At 70.3% G+C, this 17,914-nt stretch carries 7 protein-coding genes; 4 read left to right on the top strand and 3 right to left on the bottom strand.

Annotated features, from left to right (window positions below; genetic code table 11):
* Nucleotides 1-27 precede the first annotated feature (27 nt).
* The 4 genes from OSC30_RS11320 (at nucleotide 28) to tssA (ending at nucleotide 4,927) form a co-directional block, all read left to right on the top strand.
* Nucleotides 28-795, top strand: coding sequence for an SDR family NAD(P)-dependent oxidoreductase (locus tag OSC30_RS11320; protein WP_267171957.1), 768 nt, complete (start codon nucleotides 28-30; stop codon nucleotides 793-795).
* A gap of 105 nt (nucleotides 796-900) precedes the next feature.
* Nucleotides 901-1,464: an elongation factor P-like protein EfpL gene (gene efpL / locus OSC30_RS11315; RefSeq protein WP_267171956.1), complete on the top strand. Its 564-nt coding sequence runs from the start codon at nucleotides 901-903 to the stop codon at nucleotides 1,462-1,464.
* Between the two features lie 177 nt (nucleotides 1,465-1,641).
* Nucleotides 1,642-3,738, top strand: coding sequence for an FUSC family protein (locus tag OSC30_RS11310; RefSeq protein WP_267171955.1), 2,097 nt, complete (start codon nucleotides 1,642-1,644; stop codon nucleotides 3,736-3,738).
* Nucleotides 3,739-3,895: 157 nt separating this feature from the next.
* The gene (gene tssA / locus OSC30_RS11305; protein WP_267171954.1) at nucleotides 3,896-4,927 is read left to right on the top strand and encodes a type VI secretion system protein TssA; all 1,032 of its coding nucleotides are present in this window, start codon (nucleotides 3,896-3,898) and stop codon (nucleotides 4,925-4,927) included.
* Between the two features lie 189 nt (nucleotides 4,928-5,116).
* On the opposite strand, the gene OSC30_RS11300 is transcribed toward tssA, so the two are convergent.
* The 3 genes from OSC30_RS11300 to OSC30_RS11290 are packed head-to-tail and all read right to left on the bottom strand — an operon-like array spanning nucleotide 5,117 to nucleotide 17,807.
* Complete coding sequence (locus OSC30_RS11300) at nucleotides 5,117-6,232, bottom strand: hypothetical protein (protein WP_267171953.1); 1,116 nt, start codon at nucleotides 6,230-6,232, stop codon at nucleotides 5,117-5,119.
* Entirely contained in the window at nucleotides 6,225-15,815 is a 9,591-nt protein-coding gene (locus tag OSC30_RS11295; protein ID WP_267171952.1) for a two-partner secretion domain-containing protein, read from the bottom strand. Before OSC30_RS11295 ends, OSC30_RS11300 begins: the two co-directional genes overlap by 8 nt.
* 12 nt (nucleotides 15,816-15,827) lie before the next feature.
* The gene (locus tag OSC30_RS11290) at nucleotides 15,828-17,807 is read right to left on the bottom strand and encodes a ShlB/FhaC/HecB family hemolysin secretion/activation protein (RefSeq protein ID WP_267171951.1); all 1,980 of its coding nucleotides are present in this window, start codon (nucleotides 17,805-17,807) and stop codon (nucleotides 15,828-15,830) included.
* Nucleotides 17,808-17,914: the final 107 nt, after the last annotated feature.

Raw genomic sequence — 17,914 nt, 5'->3', positions numbered from 1 at the left:
CCGTTTTCCGCATCCAAGGACCCTCCCATGCAGCTCGATCAGGTCAAGGCCGTCATCACCGGCGGCGCCTCCGGACTCGGCCACGCGGTGGCGCAGCATCTCGTCGCGCACGGCGCCAAAGTGGCGCTGTTCGACGTCAACGAGGAGAAGGGCCAGCAGGCCGCGAAGGCACTGGGCGAGGCGGCGCGCTTCCATCGCACCGACGTCACCTCCGAAGAGGGGGTAACCGCCAACGTGGCCGCCGCACGCGAGGCGATGGGCGGGCTGAACGTGGTGATGAACTGCGCCGGCATCCTGGGCGCCGGGCGCGTGCTGGGCAAGGAAGGCCCGATGGCGCTGTCCAATTTCGCCGGCACCGTGACGGTCAACCTGGTCGGCAGCTTCAACGTGGCCAAGGCCGGCGCGGCGCTGATGCAATCCAACGAGCCGGGCGAGGACGGCGAGCGCGGCGTGATCATCAACACCGCCTCGGTCGCCGCCTACGAAGGCCAGATCGGCCAGGCGGCCTACTCGGCCTCCAAGGGCGGCGTGGTCGGCATGACCCTGCCGATGGCGCGCGAACTGGCCCGCTTCGGCATCCGCGTGGCGACCATCGCGCCGGGCATCTTCTGGACCCCCATGGTCGATGGCATGCCCGAAGCCGTGCAGCAGTCGCTGTCCGCGTCCATCCCGTTCCCCTCGCGCCTGGGCAAGCCGGAGGAGTTCGCCGCCACCGTCGCGTTCATCCTCGGCAACCGCTACATCAACGGCGAGACGATCCGCCTGGATGGCGCGGTGCGGTTGCAGCCGAAGTAGCCGGGATTGGGAATTCGGGATTCGCAAAAGCCGCGTCCTGAGCTCTTCGCCATTCCGAATCCCGTTTCCCGAATCCCGAATCCCAATCACGAATCCCGGCACCCCATGAAAGCTTCCGACGTCAAGAAAGGCAACGTGATCGAACACGACGGCACCGTCTACCAGGTGCGCGACATCGAGCGCAGCTCGCCCACCGCGCGCGGCGGCAACGTCACCTTCCGCTTCACGATGTATTCGATCCCCGGTGGGCGCAAGTTCGACCTGAGCCTGCGCGCCGATGACGATCTCAGGGAAATGGACCTGGTCCGCCGCGCGGCGAACTTCTCCTACATGGACGGCGAGGCGTTCGTGTTCATGGATGCCGAGGACTACACCCAGTACCTGCTCGGTCCCGAACTGGTCGGCGACAACGCCGGCTACATCGTCGAGGACACCGAGGGCTATTACGTGCAGCTCATCGACGACGCGCCGGTCGGCCTGCAGGTGCCCACCAGCGTGGTGCTGACCGTGGTCGACACCGCACCCGAGCTCAAGGGCGCCAGCGCCACCAAGCGCACCAAGCCGGCACGGCTCGCCACCGGCGTGGAGATCCAGGTGCCGGAATACATCACCAACGACGAGAAGGTGTGGGTGAACACGCTGACGGGCGAGTTCGCCGGCCGCGCGTAAGGCGATCGATCGGCCGCCGTTCGATCGGCCGCCACCGGAGTGCGGTCACCAATCACGCACGGATGCGCGATCAACGCGGCGTAAATTTTCCCGCCGCCAGGCAACCGGGCGTGACGCCCGTCGTGCTCCGTTCAACTGGGCTCGTGCAGAATCGCCTTCCCCACCCGTGATTCGGCCATGTCCGCCAGCGTCTACTCGCTTCGCGTCAACGTGCTGGAAAGCCTGACCCGGACCAAGCGTCCGGACGTCCCGCTGCGGGTGGTCGTGCGCAATGCGCTGGCGGTGGTGCTGCCGCTGGCGGTCGGCATGGCCTGCGGGCATACCGCGATCGGCCTGGGCGTGGCCGTCGGCGCGCTGGACACGATGTTTTCCGACCAGCCCGGTCCGTATCGCCAGCGGGTACGGCAGTTGCTGCTGGCCTCGCTTGCCGCGGGTCTGGCCGCGTTCGCCGGTTTCCTGCTCGGCGGGCACCTGCCGTGGATGCTGCTGGCCAGCGCGGCGATCGGTTTCGGCGGCGGCATGTTGGTGGTGTTCGGCACCGACCTGGCGCGGGTCGGCATGACCAGCATGATCCTGCTGGTGGTCACCGCCGCCTCGCCCACCTCGCTGGGGCCCGCGGCCGCCGGTGCGGCGCTGATCTTCGCCGGCGGCCTGCTGATGATGTCGCTCTCGATCGCCGCCTGGCCGCTGCAGCGCTACCGGCCCGAGCGGCAGGCGCTCGCGGTGGTGTATCGGGGGCTGGCCGCGGTCGCCCGCCAACGTGCGCAGGACGACGAGGACGAACCGGCGCTCAGCAGCGCGATGACCACGCTCCAGCAGACCCTGCTGGGGCGCTACCACGCCCGCGGACGCGCCATGGAAGCCTTCGGCGTGATGCTGGAACTGGCCGAGCGCATCCGCCTGGAACTGACCGCGCTGGCGGACGGCTCGCCAGCCCATGCGGTACCGCTGCGTTTCCGCGTACGCGTCGCCCGCGTGCTCGAGCACATCGCCGAGGCGCTGGAGGAAGGCGTCGCGCCGCTGGCGGCCGAGCGCGCGCTGCGCGCCCTCCAGTCGATCGAGCGGCATGCCGCCGAGGCGAACGCCCCGCGCGCGCTGCACGTCCACGCGCTGGCCGGCCAGCTCGCGGCGGCCGTGCGCAACGCGAACTGGGCCGGCAGCCGCGGCGAGCAGCGCGCCGAAACGGCCGATCTGCGGTTGCCGGTCTCGTTGCGGCAGGGCGCGGCGCCCGCGATGCTGCTGGCCAATCTCACGCCACATTCGGTGGCGTTCCGCCACGCCGTGCGCTCGGCGGTCGCGCTGAGCCTGGCGCTGGCACTGTCGCGCTGGCTCGAACTGCCACATGGCTATTGGTTGCCGATGACAGTCGCGATCGTACTGCGGCCGGACTTCGGTGCCACGTTCAACTTCGGCCTGCTGCGCGTGGTCGGCACCGTGCTCGGTCTGCTGCTGACCACTGCGCTGCTGCACGTGATCCCCGACCAGCCGTGGGCCCACCTGGCGCTGATGGGCGTGCTGTGCATGGCTTTCCGCTATCTGGCCAGCGCGCACTACGGCATCGCCGTGGCGGCGCTTACCGGCACGGTCGTGGTGCTGCTTTCGTTCGAAGGCGTCGACCCGGGCGTGGCCGTGATGGACCGCGTGATCAACACCGCCCTGGGCAGCGGCATGGCGCTGCTGGCCTATGTGCTGTGGCCGACCTGGGAGCGCGGCCGGGCGCGCGCCGCGCTGGCCGACATGATCGACGGCTACGCTGACTACCTGCGCGCACTGGGCCAGCCGCAGCAACGCGGCAGCCATCACGAGACGCGCACCGCCGCACGCACCGCCCGCACCAATGCGCTGGCCTCGCTCGAGCGCATGCGCGCCGAACCGGGCACGCCCGCCGCGCTGCTCGACCTGGCGCGGGCCCTGTTCGCCAACGGCAACCGCCTGGCGCGCACGGCGATGACACTCGAGGCGCTGCTGCACACCCGCTCGAGCCTGCCCGAACAAACCGAAGTGAGCGCGTTCATCGACCACGGCGCGGCCACCTTGCACGGCATCGCCGGCGCACTGCGCGAACAGCGCCCTATCGCCGACCTGCCCGACCTGCGCCTGCTCCAGCGCAGCCTGGGCACGCTGCTGGCCATGGCCGAAGACCAGGCCGGCGCCGAGCAGGTCGCCCGCCTCACCGACCGCCTGGTCGATAACGTCAACACGCTGGCCCACGTGATCGGACGCTGCCCGCAGGAGCCGGCCGCGCAGTCGACCGGACGGCACGTGCATCCCTAGAAAACGGACGTCCGCATGCCCGGGCGGGCATGCGCAAACAGCGTATTGCGTAAATGCAAAGCGATTTTATCCACGCATTTTTTTGCAGAAAACGCCACCTGTAGTGCGCGAGTCGTGTTGTATTATCGCGGCAGTATCACAGGGGGATTTACCACCAATGACCCGCTACGACCCGGCAGCTTTCCTCGAACCGCTCGATGGCGACTCGCCCACCGGCAGCGACCTCGAATACGACCCCGATTTTCTCGCCCTCGAACGCGCCGCCGCGCCGCGCGCCGAACGCGCCATGGGCGACAGCGTAAAGGCGGCCGAAGAACCGGACTGGGACGAGGTGCATTCGCTCGCCACCGGGCTGCTCGAGCGTTCGCGCGACCTGCGCGTGGCCACGCACCTGGCCACCGCCTGGATGCGCAGCGGCGGCATGTCCGGCTGGGCCGCCGGCCTGGCACTGGTGCGCGGCCTGCTCGAGAACCATTGGGATACCGTCCACCCGCAACTGGATGCCGAGGACGACGACGATCCGACCGCGCGCGTCAATGCCGTGGCGGCGATCGCCAATCCGCTTGGCCTGCTCGGTTATTTCCGCCATACGCCCTTCGTGCATTCGCCGCGGGTCGGGCGATTTTCGCTGCGCGACCTGCGCATTGCCAATGGCACGCTGAAAATCGAGACCGATGACGAGACTCCGCCGGGCATGACGGAAATCGAGGCCTGCTGCCTGGATTGCCCGGAAGAGCAACTCGCCGAAACGCTGGAGGCGGTCAGCCGGATCCTCGACGAAGCCAAGGCGATCGACCAGATTTTCAACGATCGCATCGGCACCGCCGGGCCCGATCTCAAGCCGCTGCTCAGCGACAGCTACGAATTGAAGAAATTCGTCGAGTCGCGTGCGGCCCTGCGCAACCCGGCGCTGGCGGACGGCGGCGACGCCGAAGCCGATGGCGCTGAGCCGGGCGCGCCGGGCGTGCGCGCGAGCGTGCCCGGCCGCATCGAGACACCGCAGGACGTGATGCGCCGGATCGACGAGATCTGCGAGTACTACGCCCGCAGCGAACCCTCCAGCCCGGTACCGCTGCTGCTGCGTCGCGCGCAGCGCCTGGTCGGCAAGAACTTCCTCGACCTGCTGAAGGACCTGGCGCCCGGCGGCGTCAGCGAGATGGAAGTGATCTCGGGCCCCGGCGAGGAATAGCCCGCATCGCACATCCCGTAGGGTGGGCTTCAGCCCACCGCTTTGCGGATCCACGGTGGGCTGAAGCCCACCCTACGTCGCTGCCCGCTCTTGCAGGAGCCCACTTGTGGGCGATGCTCTTGCGCCGCGCCCGATGCCCACGAGTGCGCTGTCCACTGGCTCGCCTTCGGCGATATCACCCGAGAACGCTCAGCGCACGCCCTTGCACATCGGCGCGCCCGAACGCACGAACAAGCGGCGCACGGCCGGGTCCCAGCTCAGTGACAGGCCGCCGGGAAGGCCGACGGTGAGATTGGCATCCGCGCTCTGTTCAAACGGGCCGGCGGTCGCGCTGGCTCCATCGGCATAGCCGACGGTAGCGGAAATCCGATAGGCGACCGGATCGGTACAGGCCGTGGTGTCGACCACCTGCGCCACGGTGGCGCCGTAGCCCTCCAGCGGCGGCAGCGTACCCTTGCCCAGCGCCAGCGTGCGCGGATCGCTGCGGCCGCAAACCCCTTCCAGCACATACCCGACGGTGAACTTCGGCGAGGGCACCCGTTGCAGCGCCACCGCTGCCTCCGGTTGCGCGGTGCAGCCCACCAGGAAGGCCTTGTGCTGCGGCCTTACGTGCAGCAGATAACCGCCCTGCTTCAATGCGGCGGTCGCGGGCCATTCGAATTCGATGCGGCCGGGCAGCACGCCGGTGATGCGCGGCTGCTTCGCCAGCGGTGCGCCGCTGGCGTCGGTGGCGGTCAGTTGCGGATCGGGACATTGCGGATCCGTCAGCTCGCTGCCGACCAGCGCCAGAGCAACCGGAGCGGCGCTGGGTCGCAGCGCGAACAGCGGCGCGTGGTCGACGGCTTCCACGCGGTCGATGGTCGCCTGCAGCGGTTTGTCCACGGCCGGGGCCTGCGCCAGGTGGCGAACCGACAGCGCGAGCGCCTGCGCCATCACCGCCGCCTCGCCCTCGCGGCAACCGGCCGCGGCATCGGCGAAATCGGTGCCGAGGCTTGCCGCTGCGTGGGCACGCAGGACGCGGCCGCGATCACGGTCGTCCAGCGCGGTCAGCGGCTGGGCGAGCCGGTCGGCCAGGTTGCCACGCAGGTCCTGCGCGAGCGCGTGCAGTTGCGCGGCGATAGCCGCGGTACCGGTCTGAGCGGCCAGCCGCCGCCCGGCCGCATCGAGCTGATCGGCGACGCTGCCGGCGGTCAGCCGGGGCGGCAACTGCGCGACAGCGGGGGCGGCCAATGCAAGCGACAGCCCGAGCGCGGCCACGGCGCGAAGCGAACGGACGCCCATGCGGCGCAGCCGCGCGTCACTCATCGCACTCTTCCATCTCCGGATCGCAGGCCTGCTGGTCCGCCGGCAGCAGGATGCCGGAGGGCACGATGCCGAACGAGCGGTAGTTGGCCGAGATCACGCTGGGGTCGATGTAGACGTCGGTGTGGTTGTTGGCGTTCTGCGCCCGGCTGGTAAACAGCGAGGTCGGCACGTTGACGCTGGAGCCGCCGGTGAGCGGCAGGATGCCGCCCTTGCTGTTGACCGCGTAGAAGTATGCCGGCGGCAGGCCGACCATCGCCACCGCCTGCGGACCGGTACCGGTCACGTAGATCGGCGCATCGGAGGTGCCGATGCGGCCGGTGGAGGAGAACGTGCCCTCGCCGTCGAACAGCGGCGTATCGCCGATCTGCAGCAGGTCGCCGCCGGTGACGCCGAGGTAGAACGCGGACCTGCCCGCGTCGACCGTGTAGCTGCTGCCGCCCACCGAAGCCAGGGTCAGCGTCTGTGCATTGGTGAGGCTGAAGCCGGCCGGCGAGGAGAAGCCCCCCAGGGTGCCGATGTAGTTGGCCAGCGGACTACTCGCGGTGCCCAACTGCGTGCGGCCGCCAGCACGGCCGGACAGCGTGCCTGCCGTGATGCTGCCCCCCTGCCCTTCGGTGATCGCGCCGGAGGAAACCAGCACGGTGGCGGTGCCGCTGACCGCGCCGTTGATCGCCAGGTCGCCGCGGGTGGTGGTCAGGCTCACGCTGCGACCGCCGTCGAGCGGGCCGGCCACGGTCAACGACGGGCCGTTGCCGAGCGCAAAGCCCGCCGCGCTGAAGGCACCCAGCGTGTCGATGCGGTTGGAACCGTCGAGCGTGGCCGCGCCGCCGGCACGCCCGGTCAAGGTGTGGGCGACGATGCTGCCGGCGGTGCCCTGGTCGATCGCCCCATTGACGGCGAGCGTGGTGGTGTCGCCGGTCAGTGTGCCGTTGATGTGCAGGTCGCCGCCGGTGGCGAGGCGAGTGCTGCCGCCGCCGTCGACCGGGCCGTCCACCGTCAACGAACCGCCGGTGGCGAGGCTCAGCCCATCGGCGCTGAACTCGCCCAGCGTGCCGATGGTGTTGGCCTGCTCCAGCGTGGTGCTGCCGGCCGAATGCCCACTCAGGCGGTCGGCGGTGATGACACCGCCGCCGGACTGGCTGATCCGCCCGCCCGAGCGCAGGCTCACCGTGCCGCCATGGATCGCATGGCCCAGCGCCAGGTCAGCGGCCGAGTCGAGCACGATGGTGTCGCCGGAAAGCGCGCTGTTCACGGACAGCTTGCCGGCGGTGGTGGCGAGCGCGATGTCGCCACCGCTGGCTTTCAGTGGGCCGTTCACGATCAGCGCCTGGGCGTTGCTCAAGGCGAAGTCGCGCGCGCTGAAGCTGCCCAGCGTGCCGATGCGGTTGGCGCCTTCCAGCGCCACGTCGCCCCCGGCCTGGCCGCTGAGCGTGGCGGCTGTGATCCGGCCGTGGCTGCCCTGGTCGATCGATCCGGCGATGGCGAGCGTGGTACTGGTGCCGGCCAGCGAGCCGTTCACCGTGAGCCCGCCGGCGGTGGTCTTGAGCGTGGTGGTGGCGCCGCCGTCGACCGTGCCGCCGATCGTCAGCGCCTTGCCGTTGGTGAGTGCGAGGCTGGCCGCATTGAAGTTGCCCAGGCCGCCGACGGCGTTGTCGCCGGTCAATACCGCCGCGCCGGCGACGTGGCCGGCGAGCGTGTCGGCGACGATGCGGCCATGGCTGGTTTCGCTGAGCGCGCCGCCGACATCCACGCGGGTGCTGCCACCCTTCACCGTGCCATCGAGCACCAGGTTGCCGGTGGTGGCCAGCGCCGTGCTGCCGCCGCCGTCGAGCGTGCCGGTCACGGTCAGGTTCTGCGCGTCATGCAGGCTGAAGCCGGCCGACTGGAAATTGCCCAGCGTGCCGATGTGGTTGGCGCCATCGAGGGCCACGGCACCGGTCGCCTGCCCGCGCAGGGTGTTGGCGACGATCGCGCCGCCGCTGCCCTCGCTTATCGCACCGGCGGCCGACAGCGTGGTCGTGCCGCCCTTCAGCGTGCCGTTGATGCGCAGGTTGCCGCCGGCAGTGAGCGTCGTGCCGGTACCGCCGTCGACCGTGCCGGCGACGGTCAGCGCCTTGTTGCTGGTCAGCTTCAGCCCGTGGGCGGTGAAGCTGCCGAGCGCGCCGATGGCGTTGGCCTGGTCCAGCGTGGTGGCGCCTGCCGAATGCCCGGTCAGCGTGCCGGCGGTGATCAGGCCGGTGGCGGTCTGGCTGATCGAACCGGCCGAGGTCAGGCTCACCGTGGTGCCTTTGACCGTCTTGCCCAGTATCAGGTCGGCGGCCGAGTCCAGCGCGACGCCACCACCGCTGAGCGCGGCATTCACGGTCAGCGCGCCGGCCGTGGTGGTCAGTGCGATGTTGCCCGTCCCGACGGCCAGGTTGCCATTGACCGTGAGCGCCTGGCCGTTGGTCAGCGCCAGGCCGGCCGCGCTGAAGTTGCCCAGCGTGCCGACGTGGTTATTCCCCGTGAGGGCCACGGTGCCGGTTGCCTGGCCGCCCAGGCTGCCGGTGACGAGGTTGCCGGACGCGCCTTCAGTAATCTTGCCGTCGACGTCCAGCACCACACTGGCCGCGTCGAGCGCGCCCTGGATGGCGAGGTCGCCGCCGGTGGCGAGCGCCACATCGCCGCTGGTAGTGACCGGACCGGCCAGCGTCAGGCCCAGGGTGTTGTTGAGCGAAAGACTGGCGGCGCTGAAACTGCCCAGCTTGGCCAAGCGGTTGTCGCCGGCAAGCGTGACGCCACCGACGGCGCTGCCGACGAGCGTGCCCGCGGTGATCGACCCGCCGTTCTGCGCGATGCCCGCAGCGGATTGCAGGCTGACCTGACCGGTGCCGGCGTCGATGCTGCCGCCGCTCTGGCTGATGCCGCCATCTCCCTGCAGCGCGATGCTGGCACCGCTGACGTCGCCGGCGAGGCCCAGCATGCCGCCGCTATGGATGCTTACGCCGGTCGTGCCGCCGTCCACGGGGCCGGTGACGATCAGGCCGCCCGCATTGACCAGGCTGAATCCGTTGGCACTGAAGTTGCCCAATTGGCCGATCGCATTGGCCTGTTCGAGCGCCACGTAGCCGCCAGCGCTGCCGGTCAGCGTCGCGGCCGTGAGCACGCCCGCGGTCTGGTTGATGTCACCGGCCGCGCTGGCCAGCGCCAGCGTGCCGGTGGCCGTCACGTCATGGCCGAGGGTCAGGCCGTCGTGGGCGCTCAACGACACGTTGGCGCCAGCGAGCGCCCCCTGCACGTCCAGCGTGCCGCCGTTGGCCGCCAACAGCAGATCACCGGTACCGGTGTCGATGGCCGCGGCCGGCAAGGCGAGCGAGCCACCGGCCACCAGGCTGACCGGGCTGTTGGCCGCATTGGCCAGGGCAACGATCGCCAGGTCGCCGGCATCGCGGACGGAAATGCCGTTTCCGGCGAGGCTCATGCTGTCCTGGAAATCGTTGCCGGTATCGGCCAGCGTGATCGAGCCGGGGCCGGCATCGATCGTGCTGGCGCCGACCACCGTCAGCGCACCGCCCTGGCTGATGTTGCCGCTGCTGGTCGCCAGCAGGTTGCCGTCCACCGTGCCGCCGGCGAAGCTCAGCGTGCCGCCGCTGCTGGCAGTCATGTCGCTGGTGTCCAGCGTGCCCAGTGCCAACGGACCGACATCGACGATCGTGACGGTGTCGCCGGCCAGGCTCACCGCACCGCCGAAGTCGTTGCCGGCGTCGGCCAAGGTGATGTTGCCGGTGCCGGCGTCGATGTCGCTCAGGCCGGTGACCGTGAGCGTCCCCGCCTGGCCGATCGCATGGTTGTTGCTGGTGGCCGTCAGGGTGCCATCGACGGTGCCGCCGCCAAGGTTGAGCGCACCGTGGCTGGTGGCGGTGAGATTGCCGGTGGCGAGCGTGCCCAGGGCCAGGTCGTCGGTGTCGGTGATCTGCGTCACACCGCCGGTCAGATTCACCGCGCCGCCAAAGTCGTTGTTCGTGTCCTTGAGCGTGATCGTTCCGGTACCGGCATCGAGCGTGCTGGTGCCGGTCACGGTCAGCCCGCCGGCGGCCTGGCTGATCGCGTTGCCCTGGCTTGTGGCGGCCAGGTTGCCGGTGACCGTGCCGGTGCCGAGCACGAGGTTGCCGGTGCTGCTCGCGGTGAGGTCGCCGGTGGCGAGCGTGCCGAGGCCCAAGCCATTGGCGTCCGTGATCCGCACCGTGCCGCCGATGAGGTTCACCGTGCCCTGGAAGTTGTTGGAGGCCGCGTCGAGCGTGACGTTGCCGGTGCCGGCGGCGACCGTGCTGGCGCCGGTCACGGCCAAGGCACCGCCGGTCTGCACGATGGCGGCGTTGGTGCTGCCCAGGTGCAGCGTGCCGGTGGCGGTGACGTCGTCGTTGAGGGTCAGGCCGGCGCCGCCGCTGAGCGAGACGTTGTGGCCGGACAGCGTGGTGTCGATGGTCAGGCTGTCGCCGGCGCCCAGCGTCAGGTCGCCGGTACCGGTGGCGATCGCGCCCAGTGCGCTCACGTCCAGCGTGCCACCGGCGACCAGGCTGACCGCGCCGTTGGTGCCGCTGTCCAGCGCGGCCACGGTCAGGTCGCCGCTGCTGCGCAGCGCCACGCCCTGGCCGTTGGCGCTGACGGCGCCGGCAAAGTCGTTGCCGGCGTCGTTCAGGACGATCGCGCCAGTGCCGGCGTCGAGGGTGCTGGTGCCGGTCACGGCCAGGCCACCGGCCACCTGGCCGATCGCGCCGTTGTTGCTGGTGGCCGCCAGCGTGCCGCTGACCGTGCCCTTGCCGAGCGTCAGCGCGCCGGTGCTGGTGACGGTGAAATCGCCGGTGGCGAGCGTGCCCAGGGCCAGGTCGTCGATGTCGGTGATCGTGGTGGTGCCGCCGGTGAGGCTGACTGCGCCACCGAAATCATTGTTCGCCTGGGTCAGCATGATCGTGCCCGTGCCGGCGTCGAAGTTCGCGCTGCCGGTGACCGTCAGCGCGCCGCCCTGGCTGATGTCGCCGCTACTGGTCGCCAGCAGGCCGCCGTCCACCGTGCCGCCGGCGAAGCTCAGCGTGCCGCCGCTGCCGACGGTCAGGTCGCCGGTGTCCAGCGTGCCGAGGCTCAAGCCACTGGTATCGGCGATCTTCACGACATCGCCGGCCAGGGTCACCGCGCCGGTGAAGTCGTTGCCGGTGTTGGCCAGCGTGATGTTGCCGGTGCCGGCGTCGAGGTCGCTCAGGCCGGTGACCGTGAGGGTGCCCGACTGGCTGATCGCGTGGTTGTTGCTGGTGGCCGTCAGCGCGCCGCCGACGGTGCCGCCGCCGAGATCCAGCGCACCGTGGCTGATGGCGGTCAAAGTGCCGGTGGCGAGCGTGCCCAGGCTCAGGTCATCCGTGTCCGTGATCTTGGTCGTGCCGCCGGTAAGGCTGACCGCACCGCCGAAGTCGTTGTTCGCCTGGGTCAGCGTGATGGTGCCGCTGCCGGCGTCGAAGCCCGCGCTGCCGGTGACCGTCAGCGCACCGCCCTGGCTGATGTTGCCGCTGCTGGTCGCCAGCAGGTTGCCGTTCACCGTGCCGCCGGCCAAGCTCAGCGTGCCGCCGCTGCTGGCAGTCAGGTCGCCGGTGTCCAGCGTGCCCAGTGCCAACGCACCGACATCGACGATCATGACGGTGTCGCCGGCCAGGCTCACCGCACCGCCGAAGTCGTTGCCGGCGTCGGCCAAGGTGATGTTGCCGGTGCCGGCGTCGATGTCGCTCAGGCCGGTGACCGTGAGCGTCCCGGCCTGGCCGATCGCGTGGTTGTTGCTGGTGGCCGTCAGCGCGCCGGTGACGGTGCCGCTGCCAAGGCCTAGGGCGCCGTGACTGGTGACGGTCAGCGCGCCGGTGGCGAGCGTGCCCAGGCTCAGGTCATCCGTGTCGACGATCTTGGTGGTGCCGCCGGTCAGGCTGACCGCGCCGCCGAAGTCGTTGTTCGCGTCGACGAGCGTGATCGTGTTGCTGCCGGCATCGAGGATGCTGGTGCCGCTCACGGCCAGTCCGCCGCTGGCCTGGCCGATCGCGCCGCCGTGGCTTGTGGCGAGCAGATTGCCGGTGACCGTGCCGGTGCCGAGCACGAGGCTTCCGGTGCTGCTTGCAGTGAGGTCGCCGGTGGCGAGCGTGCCCAGGGCCAGGCCGTTGGCGTCGGTGATCTCCACCGTGCCGCCGGCCAGGCTGACCGCGCCGCCGTAGTCGTTGTTCACCTGGGTCAGCATGACGTTGCCGGTGCCGGCGGCGACCGTGCTGGCGCCGGTCACGGCCAAGGCACCGCCGGTCTGCACGATGGCGGCGTTGGTGCTGCCCAGGTGCAGCGTGCCGGTGGCGGTGACGTCGTCGTTGAGGGTCAGGCCGGCGCCGCCGCTGAGCGAGACGTTGTGGCCGGACAGCGTGGTGTCGATGGTCAGGCTGTCGCCGGCGCCCAGCGTCAGGTCGCCGGTACCGGTGGCGATCGCGCCCAGTGCGCTCACGTCCAGCGTGCCACCGGCGACCAGGCTGACCGCGCCGTTGGTGCCGCTGTCCAGCGCGGCCACGGTCAGGTCGCCGCTGCTGCGCAGCGCCACGCCCTGGCCGTTGGCGCTGACGGCGCCGGCAAAGTCGTTGCCGGCGTCGTTCAGGACGATCGCGCCAGTGCCGGCGTCGAGGGTGCTGGTGCCGGTCACGGCCAGGCCACCGGCCACCTGGCCGATCGCGCCGTTGTTGCTGGTGGCCGCCAGCGTGCCGCTGACCGTGCCCTTGCCGAGCGTCAGCGCGCCGGTGCTGGTGACGGTGAAATCGCCGGTGGCGAGCGTGCCCAGGGCCAGGTCGTCGATGTCGGTGATCGTGGTGGTGCCGCCGGTGAGGCTGACTGCGCCACCGAAATCATTGTTCGCCTGGGTCAGCATGATCGTGCCCGTGCCGGCGTCGAAGTTCGCGCTGCCGGTGACCGTCAGCGCGCCGCCCTGGCTGATGTCGCCGCTACTGGTCGCCAGCAGGCCGCCGTCCACCGTGCCGCCGGCGAAGCTCAGCGTGCCGCCGCTGCCGACGGTCAGGTCGCCGGTGTCCAGCGTGCCGAGGCTCAAGCCACTGGTATCGGCGATCTTCACGACATCGCCGGCCAGGGTCACCGCGCCGGTGAAGTCGTTGCCGGTGTTGGCCAGCGTGATGTTGCCGGTGCCGGCGTCGAGGTCGCTCAGGCCGGTGACCGTGAGGGTGCCCGACTGGCTGATCGCGTGGTTGTTGCTGGTGGCCGTCAGCGCGCCGCCGACGGTGCCGCCGCCGAGATCCAGCGCACCGTGGCTGATGGCGGTCAAAGCGCCGGTGGCGAGCGTGCCCAGGCTCAGGTCATCCGTGTCCGTGATCTTGGTCGTGCCGCCGGTAAGGCTGACCGCACCGCCGAAGTCGTTGTTCGCCTGGATCAGCGTGATGGTGCCGCTACCCGCATCGAAGCCCGCGCTGCCGGTGACCGTCAGCGCACCGCCCTGGCTGATGTTGCCGCTGCTGGTCGCCAGCAGGTTACCGTCCACCGTGCCGCCGGCCAAGCTCAGCGTGCCGCCGCTGCTGGCGGTGAGATTGCCCGTGGCGAGGGTGCCCAGGGCCAGGTTGGTGGTCGTGGTGATCGCAGTGGTACTGCCACTCAGGTTCGCGTTGGCGATAGCGTTGGCGGCGTTGTCCAGCGTGACCGCGCCGGCAGCGGAGACATTGACCGTGTTGGCAGTGATCGTGCCATTGCTGCCTTCCACGACCGAGGCGACCTTGTGAGTGGCGCTGCCGATGGTCAATGTTCCGGTCTTGATCGTGCCGTCGTTCGTGCCCTTGCCGATCTTCACCGCCCCGGGGGCACGGATGTCCAGCAGACCGCCCTGGGTATCGATCACCGCATCGGCACCGTCACCGATGCTCACGAGGCAGGCCGTGCAGCTGCCCTTGGTGTAGCTGTTCGCGCCGCCGCTACCGTTGTAGTTCGCCCACAGATAGACGTTCAACGCGTTGCCGGTGGCGCCTTTGATGTCGTCATTGACGTAGATGCTGCCGGCCGCCTGCAGGTAAAGCTGCCCCGCGCCGGTGGCGGTGACGGGCGCATCGACGGTGATGTTGCCGTCCTGCGTGCCGCTGCTGCCGGTGAACACGTAGACGCTGGTGCCGCCGGTCAGCGCGGTGCCGATGTTGGTGGCGCTGACGGTCGAAGGATTGCCGGTGGCGCTGTAGACGTTGCCGGTGTGGTCGACCTTCTTGTCGGCGTCGCTGATGGTGACGTTGTAGGGATCGAGCAGCCAGGTGCCCATGCGGCCGTGCGGCGCCGAGGCGTCCACCCGGCCCTGCGCGTTGAGGCCGTCGTGCGAGGAGGTTTCGACCCGGCCGCCGTCGCCACCGGAGGCGCCGCCGCGCGCGCTGATGTCGCCGTAGAAATTGTTGACCCGATTGCCCCAGACCACCACCGAGCCGCCGTCGCCCCGCTGCGTGGCATCGGCGGCGAGCGAGGCGTCCCCGGCCACGTAGACGGCGTCGGCCGTCTGCAGCCCTTCCCCGCCCTGCCAGCCGCCGCCGACGCGGATGTCGCCACCGCCGTAGGCACCGGACGCATCGATGCTGCCGCCGGTGACGCCGACGTTGCGGTCGGACAGCAACTGCACGCTGCCGCCATGGCTGCCGGTGGCATCGATGTGGCCACCGTTGACGGTATCGCCGCCGCGCGCGACCAGCCGCACCACGCCGCCGTCATGGCTGATGCCGCCGGCGTCGATCACGCCGGCGTTGTTGACCAGGTTGGTGAAAAGGTCGCGCGCCGCGGCGGCCTGCAGCACGACGGTGCCGCCTTCGGCCTGGAGCGTGCCGGCATTGCTCACCGCCGCCTTGGCGTCGAGCCGGTGCTTGAGCTCGCCGGTGATCTGCACGTTGATCAGGCCGTTGCCGTCGAAGTCCAGCACCGCGTGCTCGGCGCCATCGAGATTGATCCGGCCGTAGTTGGCCAGGATCACGCCGTCGTTGGCCACGCTGCCGCCAATCAGGCTGACCGAGCCGCCGCTGGCGGCGGCGATGGTGCCGTGGTTGACGATGCCGGCGTTACCGCCGACCGCATTGAGGTTGAAGTGGTCGGAAAGGAAATCCGTGGGGGTCAGGTCCAGCGTGCTGGCCACCAGGCCGCCCACGTTCACCTTGGCGGTGGTGCCGAAGATGATGCCGTGGGTGTTGATCAGGAACACCTGCCCGTTGGAGCTGATCCGTCCGAAGATCTGGCTGGGGTTCTGGTCGAGGATGCGGTTGAGCGCCACGGCCGAGCTGCCCGGCTGGTTGAACAGCACCGAGGCGTCCTGGCCGAGGTTGAAGCTTTGCCAGTTCAGGACCAGTTTGTTGCTGGCCTGGTTGACCACCACGCTGGCGCCGTTCTGCAGGATGCTGCCGGTGCCGCCGACGATGGTGCCGCCGGTGGGCATGGTGGTACGCGCCACGCTGGCGGCCTGTGCCGGCGTGCCGGCGAGCGCGCCGCACAGCAGCAGCGACAGGCTCAGCGGCAGCGCCTTGCGGCGCAGGCTGGCGAGGGAATCGATGCGGGAGATGGCGCGGCTGGTATCCATGAGTGTGGCCCGTCAGAAAGTGAAGCCGAAGCGCGAATAGATGTGGTAGCCGCGATCGTCCGAGGCGTCGCGGCGGCCGGTCGGCACCGCGGCGTCCAGCCGGAATTCGAAGTGGTGGAAGCGCGGGATGCGGAAGATCAGCCCCGCGCCGATGCCCTCGAGCGTCTCGACCGGGTTGTCGCCTTCGCGGTGGCTGGACGCGTAGCCGCGACCGAAGTCGTAGAACAGCTCCACTTCCAGCAGCTCGCGCCACGGCCGGTCGTAGAACGGCGAGACGCGGTCGCCCAGGCCCGGCGCGTCGATGTGGTACTCCAGCGAGGTGTACCAGCCGCGGTCGGTCAGCGCGTCGGCGATCGGGTAGGCGCGCACGCTGTCCGGGCCGCCGATCACGAACTGCTCCAGCGGCGGCAGCGCGTCGCGGGTGTATTGGCCGCCGAGCTTGAAATAGAGCCGCTGCGATCGGGTCAGGAACTGCAGGCGCGTGTAGGAGAGCCGCGCCAGGGCGAAGTTGCTGTCGTGGTCGGGGCTGACCAGGTCCGGGTCGGCCGACTCGTCGCGGATCGACTTGCGCAGGCTGCCCTGCACCACGTCCAGGCCGCGCAGGCGCTGGTCGGTACGGGTCAGGCCGAAGCCCAGTTCGGCCACGTCGAAGCGCTCGTCGGAAAGCGTCACGCCCAGCGCGCCCAGCCGGGACTTCTCGCGGATGTAGCGCAGCGAGGTCTGCACGGACAGGTCGTCGGTGTTGACGAACTTCCAGTCCGCCCCGGCGAAGGTCGAGGACGTCGGCCCCTTCACCTGCAGGTCGGCAAACGCACCGCTGTTGATCTGCAGCTCGCTGCGGGTGGCGCCGATCACGCCGCTCAGGCCCGGCACCACCACGGTTGGTGCGCGGTAGCCCAGCGCGTAATAGACGTTGCTGCGCGGGTCGAAGGCGTAATCGACGTTGGCGTTGAGCTGGTCGCCGATGCCGAGCGGGGCGTTCCAGGCCACGCCCGCCTGCGCGCGGTAGCGGCCGGTCAGTTCGGTGCCGTAGTTGTTGCCGCCCAGTGTGAACACGACCGGGCGTTTGGCTTCGTGCGCCACCATCACCAGGTCGGTCTGGCCGGTCTTGCCGCCGGGCTGGAAGGTGGAGGACACGGTCACGCCCGGCAGGTCGCGCGCGTAGAGCAGCGCCGAGTCGATGTCCTGCTTGCGCAGTGGCTTGCCTTTGAGCTTCTCGGCCGCAGCGGCGATGACGCCGGGCCGGTAGCGCGAGGTGCCCTTGACCACGACCTTGCCGATCGTGCCTTCCAGCACGTCCACCCGCACGATGCCGTCCGCGCCCACCGTCTGCGCCGGCACGTAGGCGGTGGCGACGATGAAGCCGGCCTTGCGGTAGTGGTCGGTGAGGCGGTCGGCGACCTGTTGCAGCTGGCTGAAGTTGGCCTGGACCGCCTGACCGGTGCCGCCGGAGAGCGTGGCGAACTGCGCGTCGGCCAGCGCCTGCATGGTGGCCGGCGTGATGCCGTCGTCGGGATGGTCGCCCACGCCCTGTACACGGAAGCCCTGCACCGCGAGGGTCTGCTCCTGCGCCGACGGGGCCTCGCGCTCGCGCAGCGGCGGCACCGCGGGGGCGGCGGCCTCGGCTCCACTGGCCGCCGCGGGCGTGGACAGCGCCTGGGCGACGGTGGCAGCGGGCGCACCGGCGGCTCCCAGATGGACCGCCAGTACCTGGCCCGGCAGGTAGGCATGCGCATCCGCCCAGCCGGCCTCGTGCAGCCGGGCGGTGATCAGCACCGCGACCGCCTCCAGCTGTCCGGCATCCAGCGAGGCCACGCCGGCGGCGCCAAGCGCCCGCTGGTATTCGGCCTGGATCAGCGTCTGCACCTGGGCTGCCTGCGCGCCCGTGGTCGGTACCCCGCTGACCAGGATGTCCTGAGCCGGCGCGCCGGCGGCGGGGTCCGGTGGCGAAGCCTGGGCCCAGGCATTCCCGCCCGCCAGGGCAAGAGCCACTGCTGCTGCAAGGCAAGCAATCCGCACGACATTCCCCCTTGATCGACCAGCTCCGTGCGCGGCGCCGGTTGCCGGCGGCCGCATCAGCGCGAACGGCCGGGTCTGCC

It is taken from the genome of Frateuria hangzhouensis, assembly GCF_026410505.1.
Taxonomy (GTDB): Bacteria; Pseudomonadota; Gammaproteobacteria; order Xanthomonadales; family Rhodanobacteraceae; genus Frateuria_A; species Frateuria_A hangzhouensis.
Note: the sequence above shows the minus strand (reverse complement) of the source record. Positions and strands in the feature narration are given on the sequence as shown.

Bases quoted from the DNA above. Each gene is read 5' to 3' on its own strand.
- OSC30_RS11320 (WP_267171957.1), top strand. From the start codon at position 28: ATGCAGCTCGATCAGGTCAAGGCCGTCATCACCGGCGGCGCCTCCGGA.
- OSC30_RS11310 (WP_267171955.1), top strand. From the start codon at position 1,642: ATGTCCGCCAGCGTCTACTCGCTTCGCGTCAACGTGCTGGAAAGCCTG.
- efpL (WP_267171956.1), top strand. From the start codon at position 901: ATGAAAGCTTCCGACGTCAAGAAAGGCAACGTGATCGAACACGACGGC.
- OSC30_RS11300 (WP_267171953.1), bottom strand. From the start codon at position 6,232: ATGAGTGACGCGCGGCTGCGCCGCATGGGCGTCCGTTCGCTTCGCGCC.
- tssA (WP_267171954.1), top strand. From the start codon at position 3,896: ATGACCCGCTACGACCCGGCAGCTTTCCTCGAACCGCTCGATGGCGAC.
- OSC30_RS11295 (WP_267171952.1), bottom strand. From the start codon at position 15,815: ATGGATACCAGCCGCGCCATCTCCCGCATCGATTCCCTCGCCAGCCTG.